This is a genomic window from Luteibacter sp. CQ10 (genome assembly GCF_040900725.1).
Classification (GTDB): Bacteria; Pseudomonadota; Gammaproteobacteria; order Xanthomonadales; family Rhodanobacteraceae; genus Luteibacter.
This window is the reverse complement of record NZ_JAEUYM010000025.1, coordinates 1-1,506: the sequence shown is the minus strand read 5'-3', so window position 1 is coordinate 1,506 and position 1,506 is coordinate 1. Positions and strand designations below refer to the sequence as shown.

The following is a 1,506-nucleotide window of genomic DNA, read 5'->3' as shown; positions in this document are numbered from 1 at the left end:
GGGGGCTCCAGCGGCACGCGTGCGGTCGCATCGGCGGCCGGGGCGGCTTCCACCAGCACGTGCGCGTTCGTGCCGCCGTCGGCGAACGCGTTGATCGCCGCCACCCGCGGTGCGTCGTCCCACGCCCGCGCCTGCCGCGTGAAGCGGAACGGCGAGCGCGCGAAGTCGTAGTGCTCCATCGACTCCTGCGCCGACAGGAACGGCACCCGCTCGCCGTGGTGCAGCATCAGCACCACCTTGATCAGGCTGGCGATCCCCTCCGCGCACAGCGGATGGCCGATGTTCGGCTTCATCGAGCCCAGCTCGCACCAGCCCTCACCCGCGGGCCGGTACACCGACTCGATCGCCCGCAGCTCCAGCAGGTCCGTCACCTCCGAACCCGACCCGTTCACCTCCACGTGGCTCACCTCGTCCGCCGACACACCCGCCCGCGCCAGCGCGCGCCGCATCACCTCCTTCTGCGCCTGCACGTTCGGCGCCGTCGGACCCGCCGTGCGACCGTCGTTGTTCACCGCCACCGCGCGGATCAGACCGTAGATCCGGTCCCCGTCCGCGCGTGCCTGCGCCTGCGTCTTCACCACCACCATCCCGACCCCCTCGCCCAGGATCGCCCCCTGCGCCCGGCGGTCGAACAGGTGGAACTGCCCTCGCTGCAGGATGCCCCGACGCTCGAACATGCGCAGCGCCTCCGGCCCGCCCAGCAGGCTCACCCCGCCCACCAGCGCCGCCGTGATCTCGCCCTCGCGCAACGCCTGCGCCGCCATCTGCAACCCCACCAGCGCCGACGAACAGGCCGTGTCCACCACCAGGCTCGGCCCGCGCAGGTCGAAGAACCGCGACACGTTCGACGCCAGGTAGTTCTGCCCCGTCGCCAGGATCGGGTTCGGCGCCGCCGCCAGCCGCGCCGCATCGGCCTGCACCTGGCCCCGCGCCCCCAGGTAGACCCCCGTCGCCGTGCCCTTCAGCCGCGCCGCCTCGTAGCCGGCGTGGTGCCACGCCTTCACGCTCTCCTCCAGCACAATCAGCGCCTGCCGGTCCATCGCCCGCGCATCCGCCGGCGACAAATGGAAATACCCCGGGTCGAAATGCTCCACGTCGCCCAGCAGACCCGCCCAGTCGTCCGGGCGCGCCTGCGCCCAGCGCGAGGTCGGCACCGGCGCGATCGCGCTGCGACCCTCGCGCAGCAGGCGCCAATACCCGTCCAGATCGTCCGCCCCGGCAAACCGGCACGCCATCCCCACCACCGCCAGCGGCGCCGCCGGATCGTCCGCGGACGCCACCGCCGGCGCGACCGGCTCGACCGGCGCGCCGGCCGATACCGCGACCGGCGTCGCCGTCGCCGACAGCGCCGCCCCGTGGTGCGACACCAGCCACGCCGCGAACGCCTCGATCGTGCCGTGTTCGAACAGCAGCGACGGGTCCAGCGTTTCGCCCACCCGCCGGCCGATCGTCGCCATCGCCTGCATCAGCAGCACCGAATCCACGCCATAGTCGGTCAGCGGCACG

At 73.3% G+C, this 1,506-nt stretch carries 1 protein-coding gene; it reads right to left on the bottom strand.

Annotation, left to right across the window (positions count from 1 at the left end; all coding sequences use genetic code 11):
- On the bottom strand, window positions 1–1,506 hold a 1,506-nt coding region (locus JNG39_RS21075; protein ID WP_368313923.1), incomplete at both ends, for a beta-ketoacyl synthase N-terminal-like domain-containing protein.